The organism is Leptolyngbya sp. 'hensonii', from assembly GCF_001939115.1.
GTDB lineage: Bacteria > Cyanobacteriota > Cyanobacteriia.
The window spans coordinates 108,140-129,385 of record NZ_MQTZ01000019.1; the positions used below are offsets into that span (position 1 = coordinate 108,140).

Consider the following 21,246-nt stretch of genomic DNA (forward strand, 5'->3'; position numbering starts at 1 on the left):
CCAGATTGGTTAAGCATCAGTCTTAGCCTTCTGAATCAGTCCTCCGCAGGGGGCTCTATCTGCAACTTTTCTAAATTTGCATGATTGAGAGGGGCTGGACTTGAAGTGTTTTGTCTTTCGCTCATCCCTAATCTAACTAAAGATGCCAAACCAGGCAGCAGGGGTATGAGATGCGTGGTCCATTAAAAAATTCCTAACAATATTTCTCGCCTTTTATCTATCGCCACTGTGATAGCTCACGGCATTTCTAAATGGGCTGACTGTGACCCAGGGAGTTTTCTTGAAAGCATGAAATTTAGAGATGATTGCGATCGAACCCAGTTTCCCACTTCCCAGTTCCTTTTATGTTGTAAAGCGAATCAGTAACATATTGATCAACTTTTATACATTTCTTTTTCTCAATTGATACGATAGACAATTCTTTCATTTCAAACCCTTCTAATCAAGGTTTGGTCCCTATCTCTATAATCTTGACAGAGCCTTCAACCCGGGTTTTTGAGGGCAGTATAAGTTTATCAGTGCTAGGATTTCCACAGAAGAAAGAATAAATAGGTAAAGAAGGATCGCTACATGACAGAGATGGAAAAGTCGATATCCTTTGACGGACGGGATATCCGGCTTACAGTTGGCGTATTTGCTCCTCAAGCTGGAGGGTCCGTTTTAATTCAGTCAGGAGATACGGCAGTCCTGGTTACGGCAACCCGTGCGACAGCCCGCGAAGGAATAGATTTTTTACCCCTGACTGTGGACTATGAAGAGCGGCTCTATGCAGCCGGTCGAATTCCAGGTGGGTTCCTGCGTCGTGAAGGTCGTCCTCCGGAAAAGGCCATTCTAACGGGGCGCTTGGTCGATCGTCCCCTGCGTCCGCTCTTTCCAGGCTGGTTACGAGATGATATCCATGTAGTAGCTACGACCTTCTCCATGGATGAGAAAGTTCCCCCAGATGTCCTGGCTGTGACAGGTGCTTCGATCGCGGTGCTCCTGGCTAAAATCCCCTTCAATGGCCCGATGGCTGCCGTACGAGTCGGTTTGGTGGGGGATGATTTTGTCATTAACCCGACCTATCACGAGATTGAAGCGGGTGATCTGGACTTGGTAGTGGCTGGAACCCCAGATGGGGTCGTGATGGTGGAGGCTGGTGCCAACCAACTGCCGGAACAGGATGTGATTGAAGCCATTGATTTTGGGTATGAAGCTGTTCTGGATCTGATCCAGGCCCAGCGGGAACTGCTGGCCCAGTTGGGCATTGAGATGGTGCAGGAAGATGCTCCGGTTGTAGAGACTACCCTGGAGACTTTTATCGCTGATCGGGCAGTGGCTCCGATTAAGGAAATTCTGGGTCGATTTGAACCGGATAAGACGGTGCGGGATGCGGCTCTGGATGAGGTAAAAGCTGCGATCGCAATGGAGATTGCAGCCCTACCCGAGGACGATACGGTGCGAGTGGCTGCGGCTGCTGATTCCAAAGCGCTAGACAATACCTTCAAAGGGTTGACGAAGAAGTTGATGCGGAAACAGGTGGTTGAGGATGGGGTCCGGGTGGATGGCCGCAAACTCAATGAGGTTCGACCCATTTCCTGTCGGGCAAGTGTATTGCCCCAACGGGTCCATGGCAGTGCGCTGTTCAATCGGGGGTTAACCCAGGTGATGTCTGCAGCCACTCTGGGCACTCCAGGGGATGCCCAGGAGATGGATGATTTGCATCCGGACGAGCAGAAGCGCTATATGCACCACTACAATTTCCCCCCCTTCTCAGTTGGGGAAGCTCGCCCCATGCGATCGCCCGGACGCCGGGAAATTGGTCACGGTGCTCTGGCAGAACGGGCACTAGCCCCCGTTTTACCTGAACAAGGAACCTTTCCTTATGTGATTCGGGTGGTGTCAGAAGTGCTATCTTCCAATGGCTCGACCTCTATGGGGTCGGTGTGCGGTTCCACCCTGGCCCTGATGGATGCCGGGGTCCCTCTGAAAAAGCCTGTGAGTGGTGCGGCGATGGGCCTGATTAAGGAAGGCGAAGAAATTCGGGTCTTAACGGATATCCAGGGGATTGAAGATTTCCTCGGGGATATGGACTTCAAAGTGGCCGGTACCGACAGTGGCATTACGGCGCTGCAACTGGATATGAAGTTGACTGGCTTACCGATCGCGGTCATTGCTCAGGCGATTCATGAGGCAAAACCTGCCCGCATGCATATCCTGGAGAAGATGATGGCGGTGATTGACAAACCCCGGAATGACCTCTCTCCTTATGCCCCTCGACTGCTGACGATCAAGATCGATCCAGACCTGATTGGGATGGTGATTGGACCCGGTGGCAAGATGATTAAAAGCATCACAGAGGAAACCGGAGCCAAGATTGACATCGAGGATGATGGCACCGTTACCATCTCAGCCGTGGATGGGGAAAAAGCCAAGCGGGCTCGCAGTATTATCCAGGGCATGACCCGCAAATTGAATGCAGGGGATGTCTATGCTGGTCGGGTCACGCGGGTGATTCCGATCGGGGCTTTTGTTGAGTTTCTGCCCGGTAAGGAAGGGATGATTCATATCTCCCAACTGGCCGAACATCGGGTGGGCAAGGTAGAGGATGAGGTCTCGATCGGCGATGAAGTGATCGTTAAAGTTCGGGAGATTGATAACCGGGGCCGCATCAACTTGACCCGCCTGGGGATTCACCCAGACGAGGCAGCGGCGGCCCGTGAGGCGGCAGAGGCTAACCGGTAAATACTTCCCCACACCCCCGTCCGTAGAGGCGCGATTAATCGCGCCTCTACGGACGGCATCGGTTCGAGGCATCAGGGGATGGGCAACAATATTGATTGGCCTGGGTGACCAAACGGGGCTCCCGATTGGTGGCCTGATTGAGCGCCTGCAGGGCCGTATAACCAGATTTGGCATCTCGTCGATCGGCAGCGATAATCAGATCGCGGCTGGCTCGGCTAGCATCGGCATACATTTGGGAAAACTGGGCCTGGAGATCCTTCAGGCGGGCATCCTGGAGTTTCAGGTTACGGAGTTCGCTGGCACTGGTTTCTAACTCAGCAGCAATTTCGGCCAGGCTGGAGCGATATTTGCCGGTGTTATTTTGCTGACTAAAGGTTTTGACCTGGTTTGCTACCCGATTCGTCACCCGGTTCAGTTTTTCACACTGTGATAGTTTACTCTCGCCGCAACCTGTCGCTAACAGACTCAAAGCGACAGCCAGGAAAATCACCCTATACCTGCGAGGGTAGGCCATGGCTTCATCCCATACCGAAACAATTACCCATTATGCATCATGGGCAGGCGACCTGGTGGGGGTGTCTTGCCCAGGGAAAGGGGAGATCGGCTGAGTTTTAATTGAAGATACTGCCGAAGAAGTCCACAGCTTCCTTCAGGGCTTCAATCAACCGGTCAATTTCTGCTTCAGTATTGTAGAAATACAGGCTGGCCCGTGCGGTCGATTGTGCCTCCAGATAGCGATGCAAGGGTTGGGTGCAGTGGTGTCCCGCGCGAATGGCGATACCGGCCTGATCCAGAATTGTAGACAGGTCATGGGGGTGAACCATGCCAGCGGTAAAGGCAGCCAGGGCTGCCCGCCCTTCTCCATGTTCGTTAGGGCGGGGGCCAAAGAGGGTTAACTCTGGGATATCTGCCAGCCGCTTGAATAGATAAGCCGTCAGTTCTGCCTCGTAGCTGTGAATCCGCTCCATACCGAGATTGGTCAGGTAATCTACGGCGGCTCCCAGGGCGATCGCTTCTGCAATGGCGGGGGTGCCAGCCTCAAACTTGTGGGGCAGGTCGGCGTAGGTGGCATGATCCAGAAACACATCCGCAATCATCTCACCGCCCCCCAGGAAGGGGGGCATGGCCCGCAACAGATCAAGCTGACCGTAGAGGAAGCCGATGCCGGTGGGGCCACACATTTTGTGGCCGGAGGCAACCAGCCAATCACAGTCCAGGGCTTGGACATCGATCGGCATGTGGGGCACACTCTGACAGGCGTCAATCAAAACTTTTGCCCCGTACTGGTGGGCGATCGCAGTAATTTCCTGGACTGGATTGATACAGCCCAGGGTATTCGAGACATGAACCACTGAAACCAGCTTGGTTTTGTTGGAGACCAGGGAGCGGAACTGGTCCAAATCAAATTCCTGGGTCGCGGTTAGGCCGACGAACTTAAGGACAGCACCTGTTCTCTGGGCCAGCATCTGCCAGGGAATGAGGTTACTGTGATGCTCCATGACTGAGAGAATAATTTCATCGCCTGCCTGTAACTGGCTGCCCCAGGAGTAGGCCACTAGATTGATCGCTTCACTGGCGTTACGGGTGTAGACAATTTCCTGGCGGGAGGCTGCATTCACAAAGGCTGCAATTTTGTCCCTGGCTCCCTCATAGGCATCTGTAGCTCGGGAACTGAGGGTGTGTACCCCCCGATGGACATTGGCGTTGTCCCACTCGTAGTAGTGGCGGAGGGCTTCCAGAACCACCAGAGGTTTCTGGGAGGTCGCTGCGTTGTCCAGGTAAACCAAGGGCTTACCGTTGATCTGCTGGTTCAGGATGGGGAAGTCGGAACGGACTTCAGCCGCGAGGGTTTTAGGTTGGGCGATAACCATAGGGAGAAATTAGGAGGAATGGTCTCGGACAAACTGGGAGAGTTCGGCTTGTAGGGTGGCAACGGGAATCTGCTGGATGACTTCAGAGGCAAACCCATAAATCAAGAGCTTTTGAGCCGTAGGTTGGTCGATCCCGCGACTTAGCAGGTAGAAAACTTCCCCTGCTTCCAACTGGCTGACGGCTGCACCATGGGCACACTTGACATTGTCAGCCACAATTTCAAGCTGGGGTTTGGTATCTACTCTGGCTTTTGGCGAAAGTAACAACGTTCGACTGACTTGGCCAGCATCGGTGAGTTGGGCGGCTTTCGGCACAAAGACCCGGCCATTAAAGATGGCATGGGCTCGATCGCCCACAATACATTTGTGGACCTGGCGACTCCGACCCTGGGGCTTGCTATAAATAATCTCACTGTGGGTATCGGCCACCTGCTCACCCGAAATCAGGGTCAGACCATTGAGGATGGTTTCAGTCTGTTCGCCAGTCTGATAGATCTCCAGATTATGGCGAGACAGGTGGGCTCCCAAACTAACTGCTGTGCCCGTGAAATGACTGTCTCGTTCCTGCGTCACCACCGTTTTGCCGATGTGAAAGCTGGTTGTTCCTTCCCGCTGGAGGCGCGTATGGTTGACCCGCGCCATGGCCCCAACCCAGAGCTCTGTAACCGGGTTGGTCAGGGCGGGGGCCGGCCCAAAACTACGATAGTCTTCCACGATCGTCACCTGGCTGCCTGCTTCGGCTACCACGAAGCAGCGGGGATGGGTCAGGGTGGGGGCAGGAGCACTGATGCTCAAGAACAACAGCTCGATCGGGAAACTGACCGTTTGGGCTTTGGGAATCCAGACGATGGCCACATCGGTGAAACTGGCCGTATTTAAAGCGGTAAAGACTTCTCCCCTCCCTGGTTGTTGGCCCAGGTGCTCGACCACACGGGCCTGCAAGGCTCCAGCGGTGGCCAAGTTGCCGACGAACAGGCCAGCGGGTAAATCCGGAACTGTAGACAAATGAGCCGCATAGTTTCCGTTGACAAACACCAGCCGACAGGGGTTCTGGGTCGCCGGGAGGGATTCCAGCCGTGGGGTGGTTGGGGTTGTGAAGCTGATTTGGAGCAGGGAGGATAGATCTGTGAACCGCCAGGCTTCTTCTCGACTGGATGGGATGGCCAAATCCTGAATCTGGGTAGCGGCACTCTGGCGCAACTGCTGCAGGGCTGCGATCGTCGCAGGAGCAAAGCCCTGATGGTCAAACTCCCGCCGCTCCTGAAGTAATGCGGCCAAATAGGCTTGCCGATCGACAAAACCATTGGCTTGCAGGGCGGGTTCTGGTACAACCTGAATCGTCATCGGGCTACCACCTCGGCTTCCTCTTCCCTGACCCAATCATAACCCCGCTCTTCCAGCTCCAGAGCCAGTTCTTTGCCGCCGGTGGTGACAATCCGGCCCCCTTCCATCACATGAACATAGTCGGGGATGATGTAGTCCAGCAGACGCTGATAGTGGGTGATCACCAGCATGGCATTTTCAGCATTGGCCAGTTGATTCACACCACCAGCAACAATCCGGAGGGCATCAATGTCGAGGCCAGAATCTGTTTCATCCAGGATGGCCAGTTTTGGTTCCAGGAGGGCCATCTGCAGAATTTCATTGCGCTTCTTTTCCCCACCGGAAAAGCCTTCATTCACACTGCGACTGAGAAAGCTAGGGTCCATTTTGACCACATCAAGGCGCTGTTGCACCAATTCGTCAAAGTCGAAGGCATCCAGTTCTTCCAGGCCCTGGTGTTTGCGTTTGGAGTTGTAAGCGACTCGCAGGAAATCCAGGTTGCTCACCCCAGGAATTTCGATCGGATACTGAAAGGCCAGGAATATGCCCGCTCGAGCCCGCTCTTCCGGCTCCAGTTCCAGCAGGTTCTGCCCCTGGAACAGCACCTCACCGCCTGTGACCTGGTATTCCGGATGACCTGCCAGAACTTTGGAAAAGGTACTTTTGCCAGAGCCATTCGGCCCCATAATGGCGTGGATCTCACCCGCTTTGAGCTCCAGATTCAGACCCTTGAGAATCTGAGTGCCCTCGACATCCGCTGTCAGGTTCCGCACGGAAAGAATCACTTCACTGTTCTCGTTAATCACGCATTACCTCTTAACTGCTCAAGCATCTGGGTAGAACTCACCCTGGCAAAATTCTGAACGGCGACTGGCTAACCGACGCTGCCCTCAAGTTTCAGGCTCAGGAGACGATCGGCTTCCACGGCAAATTCCATCGGCAACTGATTAAACACATCCTTGCAGAAGCCGCTAATGATCATAGAAATCGCGTCTTCAGCAGAGATGCCCCGTTGCTGGAAGTAAAAAAGCTGATCTTCCCCAATTTTGGAAGTCGAGGCTTCATGCTCCACCTTGCCGGTATTGTTTTGGACCTGGATATAGGGGAAGGTGTTGGCCTGGGCATTGTCACCAATCAGCATGGAGTCGCACTGGGAGTAGTTACGGGCTCCTGTTGCTTTGGGACCAATTTTGACCAGCCCTCGATAGCTGTTCTGGGATTTACCCGCAGAAATGCCCTTGGAAATAATGGTGCTGCGGGTGTTCTTGCCCACATGAACCATTTTGGTACCCGTATCAGCCTGCTGGTAATGGTTGGTTAGGGCCACAGAGTAAAACTCACCGACAGCGTTATCGCCAACTAGGACACAACTGGGATATTTCCAGGTGATGGCCGAACCCGTTTCAACCTGGGTCCAGGAGATCTTGGAATTGACGCCAGCGCACAGGCCCCGCTTGGTGACAAAGTTATAGATGCCCCCTTTCCCTTCCGCATCTCCGGCATACCAGTTTTGGACGGTGGAGTATTTGATCTCCGCATTGTCCAGGGCGACCAGTTCGACAACAGCGGCATGGAGTTGGTTGGTATCAAACATCGGAGCCGTACAGCCTTCCAGGTAGCTGACGTGGCTACCTGCCTCGGCAATGATCAAAGTTCGCTCAAACTGCCCTGAGTCTCCGTTATTGATGCGGAAATAAGTAGACAGTTCCATCGGACAATGGACACCCTCTGGGATGTAGACGAAGGAGCCATCGCTAAACACGGCTGAGTTCAGGGCTGCATAGTAGTTATCTCCGATCGGCACCACGCTGCCCATGTACTTCTGGACCAGTTCGGGATAGTGTTGTAGGGCCTCAGAAATGGAGCAGAAGATAACGCCCTTTTCGGCTAATTTCTCTTTGAAGGTGGTGGCCACAGAGACACTATCAAAAATGGCATCCACGGCCACATTGGTCAGGCGCTTCTGTTCAGAGAGGGAAATCCCCAGCTTTTCAAAGGTCTCCAGAAGCTCAGGATCCACTTCATCCAGGCTCTTTTTCTTCTCCGTTTGCTTGGGGGCGGAGTAGTAGATAATGTCCTGGTAATCGATCGCCGGATATTTGACTTGGGGCCAGGTGGGCTCTTCCATCTTCAGCCACTGACGATAGGCTTTCAGACGGAACTCCAGCATGAACTCCGGCTCATTCTTCTTGGCGGAAATAAGCCGAATGATCTCTTCATTCAACCCTCTGGGAATGGTTTCGGATTCAATATTGGTGACGAATCCGTACTTGTAGGGCTGATTAACCAGCGATTTAACTGTTGCACTCATGGTCTTAAATCCTTACCCATTGGCCTGCCTACTGTATCCGGTTCCCCTAATACTGATTAGTAACCGCTCGCACCTCTTCCATGGAGATTTCCTGCTTGTCTCCAGCAAATTCGTTCTCTGAGGTGAGAAACAGCATGCAATGACATTCCTTCCGTTCTCGCATCGGGACGCAAGGACAATTCCAGAAGGCCGCTGCGACTTCGTCTTCCTTACTCTCATAATGGCGGCAGGGACAGAGGGGAGCCCCCAGGTCATCCTTGTGCTTGGCCAGGCCTTCGATAACAACGGCAGTCACACTGGGATCAATGCAGAAATAAGTCCCAGTGCGCTTAGCATAGGTTTCAGCAAAATTCCTCATGGCTTCGAGGCTTTTATCTGTGGCTTGCTGTGTAGTCGGGGATGCATTCATTAGAGTGGAAGACGATAGAAACTAAACGACGATAGAAACTAAACTGTATATAATTAAAACAACATTTTGGTTGCTTTAGATATTTTTTAGATTACTTTAGAAACATATAAGTTGTCAAAGTCAGCTAGGAATCTTGTGGACCCCATCCCTGGGTAGATTTTTGAAGACATAAGTTTTGGCAAGAGATTAGAAGCAAGTTGGAAGCAAGATGGTAACGACACAGCAACCCTCCACCAAGGAAGATATCCTGCGCTACCTGTTGCAAAGGGGTCAGGCCAAGGCCCAGGAGTTGGCCGAACATCTTCAGGTAACGCCTCAAGCGATCCGCCGTCACCTGAAAGATCTGGAAATTGAGGGGTTGGTTCTCCACCAGACGGTGCAAGTCGGGATGGGCCGCCCTCAATATGTGTATCAACTGAGTCGGGAAGGGCACGATCGCTTTCCCGCCCAATACGATGAATTTGCCGTTTCCCTATTAGAGACCCTCTCAGAGACGATCGGTCATGATCAGGTGAGTACTATCCTCCATAAACAGTGGCAGCGCAAGGCCGTTGATTATCGAGACAGTATGGGGTTGGGGCCTCTGGGAGAACGGATTGCCAAACTGGTTGAACTCCGCCAGGCAGAGGGATACATGGCCGAGTGGCATCAGCTAGAGCCAGAAGATAACGAGGAAAAACCGAATAGTCGTTTTATAGTTACGGAATACAATTGTGCCATTTCTCGGGTCGCACAATCCTACCCAACAATTTGCGATCATGAATTGGAACTGTTTAAAGCAGCTCTGCAAGATTGCATGGTGGAACGGACCCACTGGATTGTGAATGGCGAGCATCGATGTGGATATTTAATCAAGGCCCGGTAGTGCGTTCATGGAAGCCTCTCCCACCCAATTTCTGACCTTAGAAGAATCAGCCCAGGTCGATCGAGCCCTACTGGCCTCCCATGAAAAATTCCTGACCCGCCTCACCCTCTCTTCCTTAAAACTACTCAAACACATTGCCCAGGATCAGGGCGTCGCCGTAGAAGACCTGACCTCAGAGCAAGTGATTCACTGGTTTGAGCAAGATGGCAAAATTCGCCGAGAGCAAGGACCAGCCGCTGCTTTCCTGAAATGGTAACTTCTTATTTCTCTGTACCTTGGCGGTGAATTCCCCTCTCCCCCACCAGATGCCGACAAATCACCCCATAGCAATCTTGCACCGACGATCGCGCCCGCATCGCCTCTACCAGCGCCTCGTAGGCAGCCCAGTGCTCCTCAATCAGCGTGCGAGCCCTCAACTGAGCCCAGCGCTCCCGTTGTTGGGCTTCGGTTGCTGAATCTTTCAAGGCTTGACAGAGGAGTTGAAACTTCCGCCGATCGTCCCCTCCCCCTTCCGCATTCCCATCCATCAGGATTTCGGCTGCGATCCCCGCCATCCAGACAGTGCCGTACCGTTCCAGAATTAACGTCCTCTCCGATCGGGGGGCAACAGCACCATTTTGTTCCGGTTGCTGCGCCTGATCGTCCAGTTCTAGGGGTGTCGGATCAAACGATACTCCTCCCTGGCCCGGTTGTCCCTGGCGAAGAGCCTCCCAGGCATTTAAGGTATAGCCGGTGATCGGAATTTCCAGCAGGTAGGCGACGAGGAAGTGGCCTGCTTCGTGATGAACAATCCGATCTTCGTAGTCTGACCCACCAACGGTTCGGGTGAGCCAGTCCAGCAGCAAGTTGCTACTCTGGCCTTGTAAGCCCAGATTGTCTAGCGTTGCTAACCCCAATAGCGCCAAGATGATCCCGGCAGGGAGAAAAGGTGAAATCCCTAGCGGCGGCCCCAGGAGACTGGCGATCGTCAGGGTAAAAATGGCGATCGCAGTGACATTGAGCGCAGTTTGCTTCATCTAAAACTACTGAGACGATCGAGCTTTATAAAACGTTTCCAGACTGCTTTGATCCCCCACAAATCGCCAGTGCCAGGGTTCGTAGCTGACCCCCTGGCTGTTGTTTTTGGGGAAGGAGAGTTCAAATTGAAACTGAGCTGCATGGGCTTTTAACCACTGAAAAGCAGCCGTGTTCTCAAAGACAGGATTCAAGTCTGCGGCTGGGACATTGCCATCGCCAATATCCACCGCATAGCCCGTATGGTGTTCACTGTAACCGGGAGGAGCACTGACTTCAGCCCGCTTCTGAGCAGACTGATTACGCTCAGCTTTCACGTCAAAGAAGAGGTATTGTTGATCAGCCAGGGTGCGGAAGCCAGAAATAGGCATCAGAGAAACGCCGTCTGTTCGAGCTGCTGAGACCATAGCCTGAAACTTGGCAGCAGCCGATCGTCGCAATTTAATGCTGCCATCTGCCACAATGGGCCTGAGATCTTGCAAAGGGGCTTCCTGATAGGCGTAATGCCCCAAAAGGGTATCTGTATTTTTACTAGTCTCTGTCCCAGGACGATTGGTAGGACGATCAGAGCCTGGTTGCTGGTTAGCCGTATCAGTACTTTGTCTGCCGACAGATTGATAGGCAAACCAGATGCCATTGAGGAGGGCGATCGTGGCGACGCCTGCCAGCACCAGGAGCAACGGACCCTGCTTGAGGCGAACTTTAGAACTGCGAGTCTCCCCTTCCCGAATGGCCACTGGAATATCATCCGAGGCAGACATGGATGCCCTGACAGGTTTTCTCGGCAGGCCGGAGTTTTTCAAAGATCGGTTCCCGCTTGTAGATCGCAACATATCGATTGTAAACGAATGCGAAAACTGGAGCTAATCTATCAGCATCAGGGCAGATTTGCCCAGTCATTTTCCATCGCGGCTCAAAATAACCTGTGATTAACCTTTGCCTCACCTTGCTCGGAGGAGTTCTCAGTGGCCTGGTGTTGGGTCGCACATTGCCGAAAGTAGCCTCTCACTATCTGGGACAGTTCCTGTTTTGGGTGGGGGTTCCCGTCACGATCGTGGCCTTTACCCGTCGCGCAGAATTGTCCACCGCCCTCTGGATGGCCCCTGCCGCAGCCTGGATCGCCATTCTAATCGGAACCGGGATCACCTGGAGCTTGAAAAACAGGCCGACTTGGCCGCCATCCACCCAGGCCAGTTTTGTGCTGTCAGCCATGGTCGGTAACACAGGCTACCTGGGCTATCCAATCGCCCTTGCTCTGGCAGGTCCAGCATATTTTGCCTGGGCTCTCTTCTATGACATCCTGGGCACGATGCTGGGAGCCTATACCCTGGGCATTGTCATCGCAGCCTATTTTAGCCGCAGTCCCCATCATCAGGGCTGGCTGGTCCGAGCTTTGCTCCGAAACCCTGCCCTCTGGAGTTTTGGGATCGGCCTGTGGGCCCGGAACTGGAATTTACCACCCCTTGCCTCCCAGACCCTGCAGGGATTGGCCTGGGTTATGGTGCCTCTCTCACTGGTGCTGATTGGCATGCGGTTAGCACAGGTCTCTTCCTGGAAAAACTTCGATCGAGCCTTAATCAGTCTGGCAATCAAGATGCTCCTGGTTCCGGGCCTGATTGGGATAGGTCTGACCCTGGCTGGAATTCCGGAGATCCCGAAACTGATCATTGTGCTTCAAAGTGGCATGCCCCCTGCGTTTGCGACCCTAATCCTGGCTGAAGCATACAGACTGGATCTAGATTTAACCGTAACGGCCCTGACCGTTGGTTCCTTGGGACTGGTGATAACCCTCCCTCTCTGGCTGACCCTGTTGGGTGGATGGGGGTGACCCGTCAGCCATCCATTTGGCTCCTGCCTCCCATCCTACTCCCCGGCCCTGTGCTTACCCGACCCACTGAACATCATCTTCTTCCAGGGTTTCGCCTACAGGGGCTGCTTTTGGAGTGGGAAGTTCGCCCCAGGCAAGTTTACGCTCAGTCTTGGCTACCCCTATCCCTCTATTTTGGGCAGATGATGGTTGGGTTTCGGTGCCATCCCGTTTGGTACGTTGCTGATATCGATTGGCCATGCCAGTTGCACCCCCTGGCATGGGGGGAGAGGTTTCCTTAGCAGCGGCCTGTCGCTCTGGAACAACAATTTTCTGCATCAAGTACTCAACGGTTTGTTCCTTAACCCAGCCTCTTGCAACCAGGATTTCGCCAAAGCGCATGCCTGTAAAGTGTTGATCCTGAAGCGCAACTTCAATCTGCGCTGGAGTAATTAAACCAGCTTCAACCAGATATCCACCCAGCCGCTTGGCATTACCGGTGTGGGTATCGGTGCGAGTTTTTCTCTGATCGACTCCATGTTTCATCTTTACAGGACTCCAGGACAACAAAACAAACCCCAAACTAAACCGGAGACCCAACCGCAACTATCATCAGACTTGTCCTCAGACAAGTACTTGCTGTTAGCTTACAGAACTTCCAGCGTCAACGGGAAATCCACACTCTTCATATAAACTAGACTAATTTACCTGAATTTGCCCACTCTCTGCGGGATTTTCTTCACCTGCGCTTAACGGATACCATGGCTCTTCTCCAGATTGTTGTTGCTGGCGGCGGCGCTGCAGGGTTCTTTGGCGCGATCGCCGCTGCAATGGCTCATCCCCAGGCTCAGGTCACTTTGCTGGAGGCCAGTCGTCATCCACTGGCCAAAGTTCGTATTTCTGGTGGAGGCCGGTGTAACGTGACCCATGCCTGCTTTGATCCAGCCCTTCTGGTTCAGCACTATCCCAGAGGCGGAAAGGCGCTTCGGGGTCCTTTTAGTCGCTTCCAGCCTAAAGATACGGTGGCCTGGTTTGCAGCCCATGGGGTCAGGCTAAAAACTGAAGCAGATGGGCGCATGTTTCCAGTCACGGATAGTTCTGAGACGATCGTAGACTGTCTGATACAGGCGGCCCGAGAGGCAAACGTTGAGATTTATACCACAGCCCCCATTGTTGCCGTGACCAAATCGGGGCATCAGTTTCAACTCCAGTTACGGACGGGGGAAACCCTTCCTGCCGATCGCTTGCTTTTAGCGACGGGCAGTCATCCTACGGGTTATCAGATGGCGCGTAGCCTGGGGCATTCTTTGGAACCCCCAGTTCCTTCTTTATTTACCTTCAATGTCACCGATCCGCGATTGGAAGATCTGGCCGGGGTGTCTGTACCGTTGGTTAGGCTGCGACTGGAAACACCAGATGGGAATCGGCTGGAACAGCAGGGTCCCCTGCTGATAACCCATTGGGGGCTGAGTGGGCCAGCCGTGCTGAGGTTGTCTGCTTGGGGAGCCCGGATCTTGCATCAAGCCCGCTATCGGGCCAGCCTCCAGATCAATTGGGTACCCGAGATGACTCCGGAAGAGCTCCGCCAGGTCTTGGTGCAAACCAAAGGGGAGTCGCCTAAACGGACGATCGGGGCTATCTGTCCGATCCCGCTCCCTAAAAGACTCTGGCAGCGCCTGACCACAATGGTTGGGATCGCCGCAGAAACTCGCTGGGCTGACTTGTCAAATCAGGGGCTGAGGCAGTTGCTGCAGGAATTAACCCAGGGGAATTATGCCGTAGCCGGAAAAGGGGTGTTCAAGGAGGAATTTGTCACCTGTGGCGGGGTGAACCTGGCAGAAGTCAATTTCAAAACCATGGAAAGCCGATGCCAACCAGGGCTCTATTTTGCTGGGGAGGTGCTGGATGTGGATGGGGTCACAGGTGGATTTAACTTCCAGGCTGCCTGGACAACAGCCTGGATTGCCGGTCAGGCTATGGGTTCATCTTGACTTTTGGCTTTCTTGCCCTTGAGTAAGAAGGTGGTCATCATCCCTTTTCCCTTAACCTCGATCGTCCCTCGAGGCTCAAGCAGGTATTTGTCATACAGGTACTCGTAAGTGTCCACAGTCACCTGAATACTGCCAGCAATACCCTGGGATTCCATCCGACTGGCAACGTTGACCGTATCGCCCCAGAGGTCATAAATAAATTTCTTCAAGCCAATCACTCCTGCTACGACTGGCCCAGTATTGATGCCGATTCGCAGTTGAAAGGGACTACCATCAGGGCGTTTGAAGGTTCTGATTTGTTGCTGCATGGCCAGGGCCATATCCGCAACGGCTTCTGCATGGTCTGGGCGGGGATGGGAAAGCCCCCCAGCGGCCATGTAGGCATCTCCGATTGTTTTGATCTTTTCCAGACCGTGGAGTTCGCACAGCCCGTCAAAGGTGGAGAAAATTTGATTCAGTGTGTCTACCAGTTCTTTGGGAGACACAATCGCGGCAAGAGACGTAAAGTCCACAATGTCTGCAAAAAGCACGGTGACTTTGCCAAAGCTGTCGGCAATGCCGCTCCAGGCTGAACCGGTCTGAGGGATTACCTGGCGAGCGACTTTCAATCGCTCTGCGATTGGCTGGGGCAGAATGTTGAGCAGCAATTGTTCGGCTCGTCGCCGCTGCCGTCTTAATTCTTCCTCGGTTTGTCGCCGCTCGGTAATGTCGCTAACGGTCCCCTCATAGTAGAGAATAGCTCCGGCACTATTCTTGACCGATCGCACGTTCTCAGAAATCCAGATGATGCTGCCATCCTTGCGATAAACCTGAGATTCAAAGTTAGAGACGGAACCATACTGGCCCATGTAAGCAATAAATTCACTCCGCCGCTCTGGCTGGACATAAAGCTGCCGGGCAATGTCTGTGAGATTGGCGATCAAATCTTCTGGGGAGTCGTAACCGTAGATTTCGGAGAGGGCCTGGTTAGCACTGATGAACTGTCCGCTTGGTGTGGTTTGAAAGATTCCGTCTACGGCATTCTCAAAAATGCTCCGATACTTTTCCTCTGTTTGCTGGAGGGCGGCTTCGACTTGCTTGCGTGTAGCAATGTCATCGGCTAAATAGAGGACAAACTGGATCGGCTCCAAATTGAAGAATTGAATTGAGAGCAAAATGGACAGCCTTTCACCCGTTTTGGTGGCGATCTGGATGGCTTCTCTCTGAATCGGATGCTGAGCCTGTAGGGATTGAAGAATTCTGTGCTTGTCTTCCTGCTGTGCCCACAAATCCAGCTCAGCGATTCTGTGATCCACAACTTCTGCGGCAGCATACCCGGTAAGGGTCAAAAAACTCTGATTGACTTCCAGTAATTGTCCGTCGGGGAGACTCCCAATCAAAATCGGAGTGGGGTTGCCATCAAAAAGTTTGGCAACCTTCTCCTGTGATTGACACAACAAGCTTTCCAATCTCTTGCGTTCAGCGATCTCGGCTTGTAGCTGAGTAGCAATGGCCTCTAACTCTTCAGACATTTGATTAGACTAAAAACTTCAGGTCAAATGCTCTCTGAGAGCAGAGGAAGTTGGGTCTTCATCATTATCCCCCGGGATCGGTAAATGAGGGATGTTTGTTTTTCCCTGCTTGATGATTCGTGGCTTTCCAGATTTGGGATTCAGAAGAAAATCATTATGGCTGAAGAGCCCTTAAAAACGCCTCCACGACCCGATCGAGTTCAACGGCACGAGATGCTTTGAAAAGCAGCCGATCGCCCGATTCCACGATCTCCACCAGCCTGGCCACCACAGACTCATGGGTGGTAAAGATTTCAGCGGGGACAGGGGCCGCCCCAGCGGCCAAGGCTCCAGCCTCCGGTTCTGAAGCCAAAATCAGAAGTCGCTCCAGCTTGAGTTGCTGGACAACTGCTCCGACTTGGCGATGATACTCAGAGGAGTAGGCTCCCAGTTCCCGCATGGTCCCCAGCACGGCAATGTGACGCTTACCTGGTGTCTGGACCAACAGGTGCAGGGCTGCTGTCATCGATTCCAGCCCTGCATTGTAGGTTTCGTCTAACAGAATGATGTCATTGGGTAAGTCATACCGTCGGGCACGACCGGCGGGTAATTGAACGGTTAAGCCTGCAGTCAGGCAGGATAGATCCAGGTTCAAGGTCTGGGCCACTGCCAGGGCAGCCAGATAGTTGAGGGCATTATGTCGTCCCGGCAACGGTAGTGGCAGGGTCATGCCCTGGAAGGACAGGGTCTGATTATCGAGTAAGTCAGCGCAAATATCCCCTCCTTCCAGACCAAAGGTAACGGTTTTACCTGACCAGACTTGGGCGGCTGTTTCCATCAGGAGGGGATTGTCCTGATTCAGGATGGCCACACTGGTGGGGGGCATTTCTGCCAGTAATTCACATTTGGCCTGGGCGATCGCGAGTTCAGAACCCAGACGCTCGATATGGGCTGTTCCCACGTTCGTAATCACGGCAATATCAGGGCGGGCAATTTGGCTGAGCCGGGCAATTTCTCCCCGACCGCGCATTCCCATTTCGATGACGGCATAGTCATGCTCTGGCGTTACCTCCAGCAGGGTTTTAGGAACCCCGATTTCATTGTTGTAGTTGGCCTGGGTTTTTAAGACGTTGCCCTTCAGGCCTAAAACAGCAGCAATTAATTCCTTGGTGGTTGTTTTACCGACAGAACCAGTGACTGCAACCACGGGGATCGACAACTGGGAGCGCCACCAGGCCCCAATTTCCTGATAAGCAACCAGGGTATCCTTAACCTGCAGCAGGGGGTGCTTCGAATTCTGGCTGGTGTACTGCTGGTCTACAATAGCAGCCACCGCTCCAGCCGCAAAAGCTGCCTCCACAAAATCATGACCATCAAACCGCTCTCCTCTTAAAGCAAGGAACATCTGGCCTGGCTCCAGAGTTCGAGTATCGGTGGTAATTCCGACCGCTGGTTTTGCCTGCTCGGAAGGCGTGAGATGGATGGGGGTAGCAGCCAGAATCGTAACCAACTGACTCAGGAGAATGGAATGGGACATAAGGTTGAAAACTTTACAAGCCTTTATAAGTTGAGATATATGTAATAAGACATAAATCTAAAGTTATAGAAAGTCCAGAGCCATTTCATACCAAAGTTTTCTGCATTTCGTCCTTAAGAAGGATGAAATAGCCGGAATAGGAAGAAGGAAATCTGTAGTGAAGTTAGACCCGCCACTCATATAAGTCGCGATTTTAACCTTACCTGATCCGTACTTCTATCAGGGGAATTGCTTTAGACGCCTAACCCGTTGCTGAGTCTTGATCCCACTCTTAGTTTTTTCCTGAACACCCATGGGTAAAGGAAAGGCTTCATTAAATCTTTAACCTCTCTAAGTCGAAAATTTAAGCTTTGGGTGACTTGTGTCACCCCGCCACCTTGATTTAAACAGATAACATCATGTACAAGGTGTATAGGTATGTAGGTGCCTGTAATTTTGGGGTTCTAGATCAAGGGTTGAAATGATTCAGGGTAATTTAATTCAAATACCCGAATTGTTTTTTAGTAAGAGCGTTTGATTCTAAAGATTTTGTTCTCCAGATTCATGGCTCAAGGTCAATTTGCTCAAGGTCAATTGCTCAAGGTCAATTTGCTCAAGGTCAGTGGTGCCTGTTCCCTTTCGGTGATCTACCCTCAAACCATCAACTTGGCCTTTCGGCTGAGTTCCCTTCTTGAGTCAAACCTGCCTGATTAGGAGATGGGGGTATTCGGGGTTGGAATTCAGAGATTGAGTCAGGTGCTAAATGTCAGTTAACTAGATGGTTGTTGGAGTTGGGGTGATAACCCAGACAGCCAGACCGTTTGATTACCTAGACCATCCAGATGCGGGAGAGTTCATACAACAGTGTCTAGTTCATCAGGTAATAATAATTCATCAGGTGGCAACTCCTCAGGCGGTGGTTCATCAGGCGGCGGTAATAACCGGCGGATTACGACAGATGAGCAGCGACTGTATGACCATCTGCTTAGTTTGCTTGACGTAGAATCTCCTAGCGATCTGATTGAGCGCTTTAGAGCGCTATTTATTGATGGTGTGGGTTATCCGGATCGTCAGACCCCCCTCATTCTGGACAAAATTACGGCAGCTAAGTTTTCGGACCAGGATTTTAAGTTTGTCCTGAACCGTTGCTGTCACATTTTAATTAACCGATGGCAACAGCGATCGCAGTTTCAAGGCGCTATTCCTGATTTGATTGCCCTATTTGAAACCGATCCCTGCCCCTCGGTCACTGAGTTTGCTCGGTATAAATCGATTCGCCGATTGCGTGAATTGGTGGCCCAGTTTACCCAAACTGAGCAGTACCACACCCTGCGCCGTCTAGCTCAGGTGATGGCTCAAGCCAGTGAAGCCAATGGCGGGGTGGATAATCGACCGTTGGGAACGCTGATTCGTCGCTATCCTTACCTCTACGAACATTGCCTTCTGAGTGATGATTGCGGCTACGAACATCAGCAAACCATTCGCCAGATCCAAACACAGGTGCAGCGCCAGTTTGAGGTTGATCTGTCCCAATATGTCACCTACCGTGTCCGGCAATCTCAGATGGTGCGTTTAGCTCCCGCATCCAATGCGGTACGGAACCTGCGAGCGGTCAAGAATCCAACTCTGTTGAATGACAATGAGTTGAGCTATGCCCTCAAGCACTTTGTGGGCAAGGTGGAAGGACCGATGACTTACAGGGATCAGGCCCAGCGGTTCCTGAGCCAAAATAGCTATACGCCTTCTTACAAGACGTTCAAGAACGATCTGTACGAGTACATTACCTCGACGGTGGACTCCAGCTACGCCCGACGGCAGTTTGGCAATCAGTTACACGACCAGTTGAAGAATATCCTGCCGGATAATAACTCTCAGAAAGTTAGTGATTTTCTCATTGTGCGAACCTGTAGCCAGTTGCTGAATTTTCTGGTTGTGGAAAGTTCTCAAAAGCCTCAGCACTTTGTCTTCATTGACTTGATTACGAATATTGGCCCAACCTGCACGGTGGGAATTGTCCTCAAGATTGTCTTGATTTGTCGCAAAGTTAAGCCTTACCTGGAGAAGCGATTCTCCATCCTGTTTAACCACTACGAGTCTTCAACTCGGGATGCAGTGAATTGGTTGATTAAAGCTCTGGAAAACTTGAATGTAGCTTTAAGCACTAACTTTGGTAACGTTGATCTCTCATTTATCCGCTAAAGATGGCGGTAAAGACCTGAAGATCACGGGTGGGAAGCTGATGTAGGAGTGTAGGAGCGTTGCAGACAACGCTCCTATATTTTTTATCGGTTCACAGCCGAGAGATTTGTTAGCTTAGACTGGTCTGGGAGCGGCTTTCTGCTTCTGGATCCAAAGTTCGCTTGATGGTATGGGCATAGGGCAATGAGCACAGAGGCTAATGATTTCAATTGGGATGGGGATCAGACTGTGCCTGATTCGTTGGGCTCTGAGGCAGAACTTCAGGAGATTGTGCAGGGATTTGAGCAGATTCAAGCCGATCTGAACTATAAACAGGCAAAGTACGCCTTGCGTGAACTGGTGTCCCATCTTGATCTGACTCTGCAAGAACGGGTGGGGCTAGAACCAGAGATTCAAGGACTGGAAACGATGCTGGACAAACTAGAGTCGGAGATCGTTCACATCGCAGTTTTTGGCATGGTGGGACGGGGTAAGTCTTCTCTCTTAAACGCTTTGTTGGGAGAGCAGGTGTTTGAGGTGGGGCCAACCCATGGTGTGACCCGGCAAATCCACAGTGCCCACTGGATTGTCCAGGAGGGGTTACCCCAGACTCCGGCAGTTGGGTCTGATGTTTTAAGGGTTGTTCTGCATGGTTTGCATGACTCTCGCATTGAACTGATTGATACCCCCGGTATTGATGAAGTGGATGGGGAAAAGCGCGAGTTGCTGGCACGACAGGTGGCTCAACAGTCTGACCTGATCTTATTTGTAATTGCAGGGGATTTGACCCGTGTTGAATATGAGGCGCTCTCAACCCTGCGGGAAGCCAGCAAACCCATCCTGCTGGTTCTAAACAAGGTGGATCAATATCCAGAAGCCGATCGACTGGCCATTTATCAGAAAATCCGGGATGAGCGAGTCCGGGAACTTCTGTCTCCAGACGAAATTGTCATGGTAGCGGCTTCGCCCCTGGTGGCCCAGGCTATCCGTCATCCAGATGGGCGAGTGTCGGCTCATCTGCGGCGAGGGCAGCCCCAGGTGGATGACCTGAAATTGAAGATTTTGGAGGTTCTGGACCGAGAAGGTAAATCTCTGGTGGCGCTGAACACGATGTTGTTTGCCAGCGATGTGAATGAACAGTTGGTGCAGCGAAAGTTGGTGATTCGGGAGGATCGGGCTAATCAGGCGATCTGGAATGCCACGATTACTAAGGCGGTGGCGATCGCACTGAATCCCTTCACGGTGGTTGACCTGCTCGGTGCAGCGGTGATTGATATTGCCTTGATTCTGACCCTGTCTCGCCTTTATGGCATCGCGATGACGCAGCAGGGAGCTGTTGGATTGTTGCAGAAAATCGTGCTCAGTACGGGGGGAGTGGGAGCCACTGAGTTTTTGACCACATTGGGCCTCAGTTCTCTCAAAGGATTGCTGGGGGTTTCTGCTCCGATGACAGGGGGGGTGTCCTTGGGAGCCTATGTGTCGGTTGCTCTGGCTCAGGCTGGGGTGGCTGGGGTTTCCTCCTATGCGATCGGTCAGGTGACCAAGATTTACTTGGCTAATGGGGCCTCCTGGGGTAACGATGCGCCCAAAACAGTCGTCTCAAAGATTCTGGCTTCCCTGGATGAAGCCTCAATTCTGGCGCGGATTAAAGAGGAATTGAGGGCCAAGCTGGATTTGAAAGCCCGCGTCGGGGATTCTCCGGATGTAGATCCTGTAACAAAAGATTAGATTAAGTATTGTTAAATAG

General features: G+C 52.3%; 18 protein-coding genes. 7 read left to right on the plus strand and 11 right to left on the minus strand.

Going from position 1 to position 21,246, the window contains the following annotated elements; translation table 11 throughout:
• The first annotated feature begins 570 nt into the window (after window positions 1-570).
• A complete protein-coding gene (locus BST81_RS07395; protein WP_075597892.1) occupies window positions 571-2,724 on the plus strand; it encodes a polyribonucleotide nucleotidyltransferase in 2,154 nt (717 codons plus the stop codon).
• A 46-nt stretch (window positions 2,725-2,770) separates the two neighbouring features.
• Here BST81_RS07395 and BST81_RS07400 read toward each other — a convergent pair whose 3' ends face one another.
• The 6 genes from BST81_RS07400 to BST81_RS07425 form a co-directional block, all read right to left on the minus strand.
• A complete protein-coding gene (locus BST81_RS07400; RefSeq protein ID WP_075597893.1) occupies window positions 2,771-3,238 on the minus strand; it encodes a hypothetical protein in 468 nt (155 codons plus the stop codon).
• Between the two features lie 97 nt (window positions 3,239-3,335).
• Complete coding sequence (locus BST81_RS07405) at window positions 3,336-4,595, minus strand: SufS family cysteine desulfurase (RefSeq protein WP_075597894.1); 1,260 nt, start codon at window positions 4,593-4,595, stop codon at window positions 3,336-3,338.
• Window positions 4,596-4,604: 9 nt separating this feature from the next.
• A complete protein-coding gene (gene sufD, locus BST81_RS07410; protein ID WP_075597895.1) occupies window positions 4,605-5,939 on the minus strand; it encodes a Fe-S cluster assembly protein SufD in 1,335 nt (444 codons plus the stop codon).
• Window positions 5,936-6,724 carry a Fe-S cluster assembly ATPase SufC gene (gene sufC / locus BST81_RS07415; RefSeq protein ID WP_075597896.1) on the minus strand — a complete coding sequence of 263 codons (789 nt, stop codon included), beginning with the start codon at window positions 6,722-6,724 and terminating at the stop codon, window positions 5,936-5,938. Before sufC ends, sufD begins: the two co-directional genes overlap by 4 nt.
• Window positions 6,725-6,792: 68 nt before the next feature.
• Complete coding sequence (sufB, locus tag BST81_RS07420) at window positions 6,793-8,229, minus strand: Fe-S cluster assembly protein SufB (protein WP_075597897.1); 1,437 nt, start codon at window positions 8,227-8,229, stop codon at window positions 6,793-6,795.
• Window positions 8,230-8,275: 46 nt separating this feature from the next.
• Entirely contained in the window at window positions 8,276-8,638 is a 363-nt protein-coding gene (locus tag BST81_RS07425; RefSeq protein WP_075597898.1) for a ferredoxin thioredoxin reductase catalytic beta subunit, read from the minus strand.
• A gap of 208 nt (window positions 8,639-8,846) precedes the next feature.
• Between BST81_RS07425 and sufR the strand changes: the two genes are divergently transcribed.
• Complete coding sequence (gene sufR / locus BST81_RS07430; RefSeq protein ID WP_075597899.1) at window positions 8,847-9,503, plus strand: iron-sulfur cluster biosynthesis transcriptional regulator SufR; 657 nt, start codon at window positions 8,847-8,849, stop codon at window positions 9,501-9,503.
• A 7-nt stretch (window positions 9,504-9,510) separates the two neighbouring features.
• Complete coding sequence (locus BST81_RS07435) at window positions 9,511-9,759, plus strand: hypothetical protein (RefSeq protein ID WP_075597900.1); 249 nt, start codon at window positions 9,511-9,513, stop codon at window positions 9,757-9,759.
• 4 nt (window positions 9,760-9,763) lie between these two features.
• Here the strand turns inward: BST81_RS07435 and BST81_RS07440 are convergent, their stop codons facing one another.
• Together BST81_RS07440 and BST81_RS07445 are read right to left on the minus strand one after the other, a co-directional pair.
• The gene (locus BST81_RS07440) at window positions 9,764-10,519 is read right to left on the minus strand and encodes a hypothetical protein (protein ID WP_075597901.1); all 756 of its coding nucleotides are present in this window, start codon (window positions 10,517-10,519) and stop codon (window positions 9,764-9,766) included.
• A 6-nt stretch (window positions 10,520-10,525) separates the two neighbouring features.
• Window positions 10,526-11,278 carry a M15 family metallopeptidase gene (locus tag BST81_RS07445; protein WP_216351252.1) on the minus strand — a complete coding sequence of 251 codons (753 nt, stop codon included), beginning with the start codon at window positions 11,276-11,278 and terminating at the stop codon, window positions 10,526-10,528.
• 164 nt (window positions 11,279-11,442) lie between these two features.
• On the opposite strand from BST81_RS07445, the gene BST81_RS07450 reads away from it, so the two are divergent.
• Complete coding sequence (locus tag BST81_RS07450; protein ID WP_075597902.1) at window positions 11,443-12,345, plus strand: AEC family transporter; 903 nt, start codon at window positions 11,443-11,445, stop codon at window positions 12,343-12,345.
• 54 nt (window positions 12,346-12,399) lie between these two features.
• Here BST81_RS07450 and BST81_RS07455 read toward each other — a convergent pair whose 3' ends face one another.
• On the minus strand, window positions 12,400-12,870 hold the full coding sequence (locus BST81_RS07455) for a hypothetical protein (RefSeq protein ID WP_075597903.1): 471 nt from the start codon (window positions 12,868-12,870) through the stop codon (window positions 12,400-12,402).
• A 215-nt stretch (window positions 12,871-13,085) separates the two neighbouring features.
• On the opposite strand from BST81_RS07455, the gene BST81_RS07460 reads away from it, so the two are divergent.
• A complete protein-coding gene (locus BST81_RS07460; protein WP_083636717.1) occupies window positions 13,086-14,315 on the plus strand; it encodes an NAD(P)/FAD-dependent oxidoreductase in 1,230 nt (409 codons plus the stop codon).
• On the opposite strand, the gene BST81_RS07465 is transcribed toward BST81_RS07460, so the two are convergent.
• Window positions 14,294-15,826, minus strand: coding sequence for an adenylate/guanylate cyclase domain-containing protein (locus BST81_RS07465; protein ID WP_075597905.1), 1,533 nt, complete (start codon window positions 15,824-15,826; stop codon window positions 14,294-14,296). The genes BST81_RS07460 and BST81_RS07465 overlap by 22 nt on opposite strands.
• 154 nt (window positions 15,827-15,980) lie before the next feature.
• Window positions 15,981-17,342 carry a UDP-N-acetylmuramoyl-tripeptide--D-alanyl-D-alanine ligase gene (murF, locus tag BST81_RS07470; RefSeq protein WP_075597906.1) on the minus strand — a complete coding sequence of 454 codons (1,362 nt, stop codon included), beginning with the start codon at window positions 17,340-17,342 and terminating at the stop codon, window positions 15,981-15,983.
• 843 nt (window positions 17,343-18,185) lie between these two features.
• Between murF and BST81_RS07480 the strand changes: the two genes are divergently transcribed.
• Together BST81_RS07480 and BST81_RS07485 are read left to right on the plus strand one after the other, a co-directional pair.
• Entirely contained in the window at window positions 18,186-19,520 is a 1,335-nt protein-coding gene (locus tag BST81_RS07480) for a hypothetical protein (RefSeq protein ID WP_253188135.1), read from the plus strand.
• 183 nt (window positions 19,521-19,703) lie between these two features.
• The gene (locus BST81_RS07485; RefSeq protein WP_083636718.1) at window positions 19,704-21,227 is read left to right on the plus strand and encodes a GTP-binding protein; all 1,524 of its coding nucleotides are present in this window, start codon (window positions 19,704-19,706) and stop codon (window positions 21,225-21,227) included.
• The last annotated feature ends 19 nt before the right edge of the window (window positions 21,228-21,246 follow it).